At 65.2% G+C, this 8,689-nt stretch carries 8 protein-coding genes and 1 pseudogene; 2 read left to right on the top strand and 7 right to left on the bottom strand.

The window, feature by feature from the left end:
• The 6 genes and pseudogenes from N177_RS11880 to N177_RS11855 form a co-directional block, all read right to left on the bottom strand.
• A pseudogene (locus tag N177_RS11880) lies at positions 1 to 195 on the bottom strand (GlxA family transcriptional regulator); the annotation flags it as partial.
• Positions 196 to 305: 110 nt separating this feature from the next.
• Positions 306 to 1,418 carry an ABC transporter ATP-binding protein gene (locus tag N177_RS11875; protein WP_023432580.1) on the bottom strand — a complete coding sequence of 371 codons (1,113 nt, stop codon included), beginning with the start codon at positions 1,416 to 1,418 and terminating at the stop codon, positions 306 to 308.
• Positions 1,411 to 2,223 carry an ABC transporter permease gene (locus N177_RS11870; protein ID WP_023432579.1) on the bottom strand — a complete coding sequence of 271 codons (813 nt, stop codon included), beginning with the start codon at positions 2,221 to 2,223 and terminating at the stop codon, positions 1,411 to 1,413. The genes N177_RS11875 and N177_RS11870 overlap by 8 nt, the downstream gene beginning before the upstream one ends.
• On the bottom strand, positions 2,220 to 3,137 hold the full coding sequence (locus N177_RS11865; protein ID WP_244444277.1) for an ABC transporter permease: 918 nt from the start codon (positions 3,135 to 3,137) through the stop codon (positions 2,220 to 2,222). Before N177_RS11865 ends, N177_RS11870 begins: the two co-directional genes overlap by 4 nt.
• Before the next feature lie 3 nt (positions 3,138 to 3,140).
• The gene (locus N177_RS11860) at positions 3,141 to 4,289 is read right to left on the bottom strand and encodes a polyamine ABC transporter substrate-binding protein (RefSeq protein WP_023432577.1); all 1,149 of its coding nucleotides are present in this window, start codon (positions 4,287 to 4,289) and stop codon (positions 3,141 to 3,143) included.
• Positions 4,290 to 4,393: 104 nt separating this feature from the next.
• Positions 4,394 to 5,302 carry a LysR substrate-binding domain-containing protein gene (locus tag N177_RS11855; RefSeq protein ID WP_023432576.1) on the bottom strand — a complete coding sequence of 303 codons (909 nt, stop codon included), beginning with the start codon at positions 5,300 to 5,302 and terminating at the stop codon, positions 4,394 to 4,396.
• Between the two features lie 103 nt (positions 5,303 to 5,405).
• Here N177_RS11855 and N177_RS11850 point away from each other — a divergent pair, with 103 nt between their 5' ends.
• Entirely contained in the window at positions 5,406 to 6,191 is a 786-nt protein-coding gene (locus N177_RS11850) for a creatininase (protein ID WP_023432575.1), read from the top strand.
• Positions 6,192 to 6,297: 106 nt separating this feature from the next.
• Here N177_RS11850 and N177_RS11845 read toward each other — a convergent pair whose 3' ends face one another.
• The gene (locus N177_RS11845; protein WP_040485691.1) at positions 6,298 to 7,512 is read right to left on the bottom strand and encodes a M24 family metallopeptidase; all 1,215 of its coding nucleotides are present in this window, start codon (positions 7,510 to 7,512) and stop codon (positions 6,298 to 6,300) included.
• An 899-nt stretch (positions 7,513 to 8,411) separates the two neighbouring features.
• Here N177_RS11845 and N177_RS11840 point away from each other — a divergent pair.
• The coding region (locus tag N177_RS11840) for a hypothetical protein (RefSeq protein WP_152527907.1) at positions 8,412 to 8,689 on the top strand (278 nt) is incomplete at its 3' end.

The raw sequence follows: 8,689 nt of genomic DNA, 5'->3' as shown, positions 1-8,689 counted from the left end.
CCAACGGGCGGGCGATGACCAGCCCGCCAGGACGTCCCAACTGCGGTCGATCGGCCGCGAGCGGTCGTCCTCGTCGGCGGCAAGGCGCGAGCAGTCGACGAAGAGGGAGAAGGCGGAGAGGGTGAAGCGGTCGGCCAGAATGAAGCCGACACTCTGTGCCCGTTCGGTTCCGAAGCCTGCCGCGGAAGTGTGCATGTCCGTCGGCGTCACCGGCGGGCGGTCGCTTGGATCGAAATCTCTCGCATCATCACCATCGAGATCCGTTCGATCGTCGTGCAATTCGTAGAAAGACGGTGGGACCGCTTTCAGGCGGGAGGTAGTACATGAGCATGCTCCGGCCGCCACCCGACAAACAGCTTCTGCCCCGTCCGTATGTCGATCTTTTCCAGGTCGGCGTGACTCTTCTGCGCACGCATCTCGGTGCCGTCGGCCGCCTCGAGATAGACCGTGGCGGTCGCACCCACGAATTCCTCGCCCATCACCGTCGCTTCGATCGCGTTGTCACCGGCATCCGGAAGCGTCGCGGTCAGCTCGATCCTGTCGCCGGGTACGGCGATGACGACGGCATCGCCCGTCGCGAAGCCCTCCGGCGAGGTCGCGAGGCGCAGTCGCCCTGAGGGCGTATCCACCTGCGCGCCATCCCCGATCGCATCCACGAGCGTGCCTGCGAAGATGTTGGATGATCCGAGGAACTCGGCGACGAAGCGCGTGCGTGGCGTTCGGTAGATCTCGCGCGGCGCGCCGATCTGCTCGATGCGCCCGCGGCTCATGATCACCACCCGGTCGGCCATCGAGAAGGCCTCGGACTGGCTGTGCGTGACATAGACGAACGTGATGCCGAGCTGGCGCTGCAGGTCGGCCAGGACCGACTGCATCCTCACCTTCAGGTGCGCGTCGAGCGCCGAGAGGGGCTCGTCGAGCAGGAGGATCTCGGGTTCCGTCACCAGAGAGCGGGCAAGCGCCACACGCTGGCGCTGACCGCCGGAGAGATGCGCGATGTTGCGCTCCGCCAGCTCGCCGATCTGCAGCCGGTCAAGCCAGTCGGCCGCCCGCCTCCGCCGCTCGGCTCCGCCGATCCCGCGCATGCGCAGGCTGAATTCGACATTCTCCCGCACGTTGAGGAACGGGAACAGCGCGAGGCTCTGCCACACCATGGGCGTGTCACGCCGCCAGCTCGGCAGGTCGTTGATGCGGGCGCCCTGGAGCCTGATCTCGCCCTCGCTCGGAGCTTCGAGGCCGGCGAGCATCCTGAGCGTCGTGGTCTTGCCGCAGCCGCTCGAACCCATGATGGCGAGGAACTCGCCCTTCGCGATCGTCAGGTTCAGATCCTCGACCGCTGCCATGTCGCCGAAGCGCTTGGTCACGTGATCGAACTCTACGAGCGGCCGGTCACCCATGGCGGCGCCTCCATCAGCCATCGGGGTTCCCCTCCTTCGGTCGCCGCATCAGCACGAGTTGCGCCAGGATGACCAGCGTCATCGAGGTCAGGAAGACGAAGGTCCCTATGGCGTTGATGCGCGGGCTCACCTGTCCCTGCAGGAAGCCGAGCACTCTGACCGGCAGCGTCTCGTTGAGGCCGGAGACGAACCAGGCGACCGCGAACTCGTCGAACGAGACCGCCATGGTGATGAAGAGGGCCGCCAGTATCGCCGGCCGCGCGAACGGCAGGATGACGTGGCGCATCGCCGCCCATTCCGACGCGCCGAGGTTCCACGCCGCCGCCTCGAGATCGGGGTCCATCTGCGACAGTCTGAGGCGAATGATCGCCATGGCGAAGGGAGCGGTCATCACCACGTGCGCGACGATGACCGACAGGCTCTGGCCGGAGAGGCCGACCCGCGAGAGAAAGGCCAGCATCGCAAGCCCCAGGATGATGACCGGGATGGTGGGCGGCAGAAGCGCGAGCGCCAGGTAGACCGTCTTGCCGAAGAACCGGTAGCGGTAGTCGGTATAGGCGGCGCCGAAACCGAGGGCAGTGGCGACAAGCGAGACGATCACGCCGATGGTCAGCGTGTTCGACAGCCCCTCCCACACGAGCGGATCGGTGGCCACCGCCTCGTACCATTGCGTCGAGAAGCCGCCGAGCGGCAGAGACGGGAAGCGGTCTTCGTTGAGCGAGAACACGAAGCTCGCGGCGATCGGGGCGAAGATGAAGGCGAAGCTCGCCAGCACGTAAAGGCGGAGCAGCCAGTCGATCAGCGGGTTGCGGTTCAGCTCGCTCATCGCCCGCGCCCCCTGTAGGCGTAGCCGACCGCCGCGAAGGCGGTCGCGAGCAGGGTCGCGATCATGGTCAGCGCGATGACCGCGGCCCGCGGCCATTGCTGTCCCGACTTCGTGGTGTCGGTGATCATGATCGACAGGGTCGGCGGATTGCCGCCGCCGAGATAGAGCGGGCTCACGAAGTCGCCGAAGGTCAGGATGAAGCAGAAGAGCGCGGCGATCACCAGGCCGACCCTCGCCGACGGGATCACGACCGCGAAGACGGCGCGGAGGCGGCCGGCCCCCATATTGTGCGCCGCCTCGATCAGCGTGCGGTCGACGAACATCAGGCTGAAGAGCTGTAGCAGAACGACCAGCGGGAAGGTCAGCGTCAGGTAGCCGATCATCGTGCCGAACAGGGTGTTCAGCATCGTGTAGGGGCCGAGGCCGATCGAGCCGAGGGCGGCGTTGATGATGCCATGGTCGGAGAGGAACACCTGCCACGAATAGACGCGGACCAGATAGCTGGTGAAGAAGGGGATCACCATGAGGAAGATCGCCCAGCGTCGGGACGCCTCCGCGAGCTTGAAGGCGATCGCGTAGGCGCAGGGGAAGGCGAGGGCGCTTGCGAGCATGGCGGCGAAGCCGGCCATCGCCAGCGTCCGGAGGTAGGTCTCCCAGAACAGGCCCGAGCGGTAGACGTAGAGCCAACTGGCCACGTCGAGGTCCGGCTGAAGTCGGAAGTTCCTGACGCTCCAGAAGCTCAGTGCGATCAGGAACAGGAGCGGCGCGACGAAGAACAGGAGCTGCCAGACCAGGAGCGGGAGCGAGAAGGTCGCGCCGTAGAGGCTGAAGCCTTTGGCTGGCCGCCTTGTTCGGCCCCAGACAGCGACGGGCATGTTGCTTGGACCGGGCACCGTATTGGCCTGGTCGCTCACGCCTCAGGCTCCCTTGTATCTCGACCAGAAGTCGTTCCAGTCCTCGACGCTCTGCTGGACCGGCAACTGGCGGAACGTGATCCGGCCCGAGCGGATCAGCTCGATCGGATTGTTGCTCGCGCCCGCCAACATGCCCTGGCGCCTTGCCTCCTCCGGGGCGACTTCGGCCAGCAGCTCCCAGCCCTTCCGGCTGGGGATCATGCACGGGTAGGCCTCCATCAGGGCGGATTTGACCTGGCCGCGCGGGGAGGTGATGTACTGGATCCACTTCTTCGCGAGGTCGGCCTTCTGGGTGCCGCGCCCGATCGAGAAGGATTCGGTGAACTGCAGCCCGCCTTCTTCGGGGATGACCGTCCGGACGGGCGCGCCGTTGCGCTCGAGCACGCCTGTGATCCAGTCGCCTATGCCGGCCATGGCGAGCATCTGCCCGTTCTCGAGCGAGGAGAACGTGCCGCCGTAATCAAAGAACCCGCCGACATTGGGCCGCAGGGTCATCGCGAGCTCCTGAACCTTCTCCCAGGCAGCCTCGTCGATGTCGTAAGGCGCGGGATTGCCGGCGAGCAGGCTCATCTGCCCGAGATTGGGGAGATGCCAGTCGAAGTGGCCGACCTTCCCTCGAAGTTTCTCGTCCCAGTACACGCGGTAGGTCGAGGCTTCCTTCTCCGTCAGCGCCTTGGTGTTGTAGGCGACGCCGAGGAAGCCGAAGCGTGTCAGGACGGAGAAGAGCTGGTCGTCGAACCAGTGGCCCGGAAAGTGCTGCAGCTCGGGAAAGAAGTCGTCGAACGAATAGTCGTCGGGATCGAGCGGCTCGATGTAGCCGGCCGCGTTCAACATCTGGACGTATTCCGCGTCCGACAGGATCAGGTCGTATGTCCCGGGGGGCGACTGCGAGATCAGCGCCATCATGTTGTCGCCGCCGGTGTAGTACTTGGGCTTGAAGCGCACGTTATGCTCTTCTTCGAACTCGGCGACCATGTCCGGCTCGGCATGGCCGTACCAGGCCAGCATCGTCAACTCGGTCGGCGCCGCAAAGGCGCGGCGACCGATGAAGGGGGTGGCAAGCGACCCCATGCCGAGGACGGTCGCCCCTTTCACGAAGCTGCGGCGGGTCGTCACGAGGTCAATCGACGTGTCACGGCGCGAGTCGGTCATAGGTCCCTCCCTCCGGCAGCGCAGCAGACGTACGCTGTCGTTGAGCGTAGGAGGCTCGGTTTCATATCGGAAATTTATCCTGCAAATGCGCCCATTTCCTTCGGCTATGGGCGGCGACGTCGGAAGTTGTCCGCCCCGGCGGCTGCGGCCTCGTCCAGCTTGCCGATGAGATGGTTGACCAGGTGGAGCCCCACCTCGGAGAGGCGCGGGTGCTTGTAGAACAGGCCGACGCGGATGTCCTTGAGGGGCGGGAAACCCTCCTCCGGCCCCAGCTCCCGCAGGCCCTCGAGCATCGTCGGGCCGGTGAGGGCGCTGATGCCGATGCCGTTCTGGACGGCATTCTGCAGACCCGTGATGCCCGGGCCCGAATAGGCGATCCGCCAGCGCCGCCCGATGGCGTTCAGCGCCTCGGTGATCCGCTCGCGATAGGCGCAGCCCTGCGGGTGGACCGCGAGCGGCAGCGGGTCGAGCTTGTCCACCGGCAGCGTCTTGGCGGCGGCCCAGATCGGACGCTCCGCCCAGACGCGGCTCAGATAGCGGCTCTGACCGTCCGACATCATCGCTATGGCGACGTCGATCTCGTCGGCTTCCAGCTTCTGGAGAATGGTCGGGCTCCAGTCGCAGTGGATCTCGAGCCTGACCGCGCGATGCCGTCGCATGTACTGGGTGAGCGCCCCCTGCAGGAACATGACGGCGTAGTCGCTGGGCAAGCCGACACGGACCATCCCCGCGACTTCACTTCCCCGGAAGTAGGCCGTGGCCTCGTCGTTGATCCGGAGGATCTCCCGCGCGTAGCGCAGAAGCGCCTGGCCGTCCTCCGTCAATTCGACGGCACGGCTTTTTGCCACGAAGAGGGGCACGCCCACCAGTTCCTCGAGCCGGCGCATCTGCAGCGAGACCGCCGGCTGCGTGCGCCCCAGCGCCTCGCCGGCCTTGGTGTAACCGCCGAGGTCCACGACCGAGACGAAGGATCTCAGCAGATCCGTCTGCAGGTTGTTGAGTGAGGCGACCACGGATTTCCCATCCTGATACCGTGATCAGGATAATAAATTTTTCCTATGGCAGAAGCGAGCCCTAGGCTCGGCCGAATCCTCCATTCAGAAGGGAGAAGACGCCGTGGCTCCGAAGACAGTCTTCGCCGCCGAGCTCGCCTGGCCGGACTACCATGCGCGCGTCGGGGGCGGCCGGACACCGATGCTGATCCCGATCGGCTCGATGGAACAGCATGGCCCCCACATGCCGATGCACGTCGACGTGCTCCTGCCGACCGAGTTCGCGCGGCGGGTCGCCGGCGAAGTCGGGGCGCTCGTCGCGCCGCCGTTCACGTACGGCTACAAGTCACAGCAGAAGTCCGGTGGCGGCAATCACCTGCCGGGCACCACGAGTCTCGACGGGGCCACGCTCATTGCCGCCCTTCGCGACGTGCTGAAGGAGTTCGCCCGCCACGGGGTGCGCCAGGTCTGTCTCGTCAACGGCCACTTCGAGAACTCATGGTTCATCGTGGAGGGCATCGACCTTGCCTTGCGTGAACTCCGCTGGGACGGCGTGACCGACCTCAAGGTCGTCGTGCTGTCCTATTGGGACTTCGTCGACGATGCGACGGTCGCACGTCTCTATCCCGATGGCTTCACGGGCTGGGATCTCGAGCATGGCGGAGTCCTCGAAACCTCGCTCATGCTCGCCCTACATCCCGAGCTCGTGGAGATGGAACGCGCCGTGCACCATGAGCCGGCGAGCTTCCCCCTCTACGACGTCTATCCGGTGAAGCCGGAATGGACGCCGCCGAGCGGCACCCTTTCGTCGCCGCGGGAAGCCTCTCGGGAGAAGGGGGAGATTCTGCTCGACGTCTGCACGCGCGGCATCGTGGCGGCGCTCCGGGACGAGTTCGCGACCGTGACCTGAAGCCCCGCCTGGCGAGGCAGCGTCGGCCGCCCCCCGGATCAGCCTTGTTCTCGGTCATGGTAACCGGCCGCGCGCCGTGGCGCGGCCGGCTCACTCGAAGCGGCCGTCAGTTGCGGATCACGTTGTGCTCCGGCCCGAACGGGAAGCCGGTTATGTTCTCCGCGCCATCCTCGGTGACGATCAGTATGTCGTGCTCCCGGTAGCCACCGGCGCCGGGCTTCCCCTCGGGGATCATCACCATCGGCTCCATGGACACGACCATGCCGGGCTTGAGCTCGGTGTCGATGTCCTCCCGCAGTTCCACCCCGGCTTCGCGTCCGTAGTAGTGGGAGAGGACCCCGAATGAGTGGCCGTAGCCGAAGGAGCGGTACTGCAGCAGATCCCACTCGCGGTACATCTGGTTCAGCTCCTGCGCGATCTCCCCGCACTTCTTCCCGGGGCGGATCAGCTCGAGCCCGCGCCGGTGAACCGCGACGTTCTTCTCCCATACGTCGAGGCTCGCGTCGTCGACGTGGTCGCAGAACATCGTCCGCTCGAGCGCGGTGTAATAGCCGAAGATCATGGGGAAGCAGTTGAGCGAGAGGATGTCGCCTGACTGCACCACGCGGTTCGTGACCGGATTGTGGGCGCCGTCGGTGTTGATCCCGGACTGGAACCACGTCCAGGTGTCCATCAGCTCGACGTAGGGAAAGGACTCGGCGATCTCGCGGATCATCGCGTTGGTCGAGGCGATGGCCACCTCGTGCTCCGGGACGCCGGCCTTCACGGCCTTCGCCACCGCCTCGCCGCCGATGTCGCAGATGCGGGCGCCTTCGCGGATCAGCTTCTGCTCCTCCGCGGACTTGATGGTGCGCATCCACATCGAGGGCTGGCCCACGTCGACGAACTCCACCCCCGGCAGCGCCGCTTCGAGGTCCCGACGGAAGTCGAGCGACACGTGGTCGAATTCGATGCCCAGCCGCCTGACACCCGGCAGGAGCTGCCTCACCGCCTGGTAGTAGTTGTCGCGGCGCCAGTCGGTGTAGGTGACGTTGTTGCCGAAGGTCCGCCGCCAGGGCTGGCCGCCGTCGATGCCGGCGGAGATGGTCGTGGCCGCGTCGGGCGTGATCACCATGCCGTACCTGCGGCCGAAATAGCAGTAGAGCCAGCCCGAATAGTAGTTGATGCAGTGATACGAGGTGAAGAGCGCCGCATCGACGTTATTCGCTCCCATCCAACTGCGCACGTCGTCCTGTCGCCGGCTCATCTCGGCGTCGGAGAACGGCAGGAATTCCTTTTCGCCGTTGTGCCACTCCGTGACGTGCACCATGTCGTCGAGGATCGTCTTGTCCAGCACCGTCGCCTCCCTCTCGCGAACGCATTTGCGAGGAGGCTAGGACGGCCCTCTTCATCAATGAAATTTATTCCCCTGATGCGCGGATATCCCGCGGAAATGAAGTGAGGTTTCTACCGGCCAGATGCTCGCGACGCAGCCGCCGGAGCCCTCCGAAGAGCCCGGATCATAGATACATTCACAGCGATGGGATCCTGTCGGGCTGCGGGACCGACACCGAGACGTGGCTGACATGCCGTCCCTCTCGTGGAAGGTGAGGACTGGCAGCTATTCCTGCCGCACATCTCGAAGCTGCCAGGCTGAAGATGGCCAGCTCGGGTCATTCGGGGATGCCCACGAGAGGGGCGACGGACACGGCGCGTGCAGGGCCGGAGAAATGATCTCCGGGAGTGCGGGGAAGGGCGATGTGCCGCTCGTCATCGATGGGCTCCTCGGGTTTTCCGAGGTGTATTTTAAGAAGATCCACTGCAACGAGGACGAGGTCGACAATTACCCGTTGACCCACACCCTCTGAGCCCTTTAATCATCGATGCACTCGAAGTCACAGAGATGCCGCATTCCGGACAGAATGCATCAATGACTTAGGTGTTATTTGGCTCTTCGTCCCCTAGGGAGCGCCATTTTCCTAAGCCATTGATTTTGCTGAATTTCCGGATCGCCGCAGATCGGATTGTACACGAGGCTGTACACATCCACAGCGACCCATCTTTGGCAGCGTCCGGGCGGCTGGACATACCAGCGCCGAATTCCCTCACATCTCGTGAACCTCCTCTCGTGATAGGCCTCCGCGCAAGGCGCTCGGGCGGATGCCCGCGGCCGAGGCGCGCCGTCGCGCACGCCTCCTGTCGACGCGTTTCGACCTGTACTGCATGAGGGTGGAGAGAGGCTTGGAGAAGGGCAGCAGCGAGGATCTGGAGGCGGAGCTCGAGCGGTTCGCCGAGAGGCTGAAGGACAAGACCTGGATCGAGCGCTCCTACGAGGCTATCGAGACGCTCCGGACCGAGGCCGAGAGGCAGGAGGACGAGAACGCGTCCCTGCGGAATGCGGTCACGACCTTGGCCACGAAGCCGGCGCCGCCTCCGCCGCCGCTGCCCCTCTTCTCGATCCTCGCCGGGGGCCTGATCGAGCAGAAGCAGACCGCCATGCCTCGCTCCAATTACCCGGA

The sequence above is a fragment of the Lutibaculum baratangense AMV1 genome (assembly GCF_000496075.1).
GTDB lineage: Bacteria > Pseudomonadota > Alphaproteobacteria > Rhizobiales > Tepidamorphaceae > Lutibaculum > Lutibaculum baratangense.
Note: the sequence above shows the minus strand (reverse complement) of the source record. Positions and strands in the feature narration are given on the sequence as shown.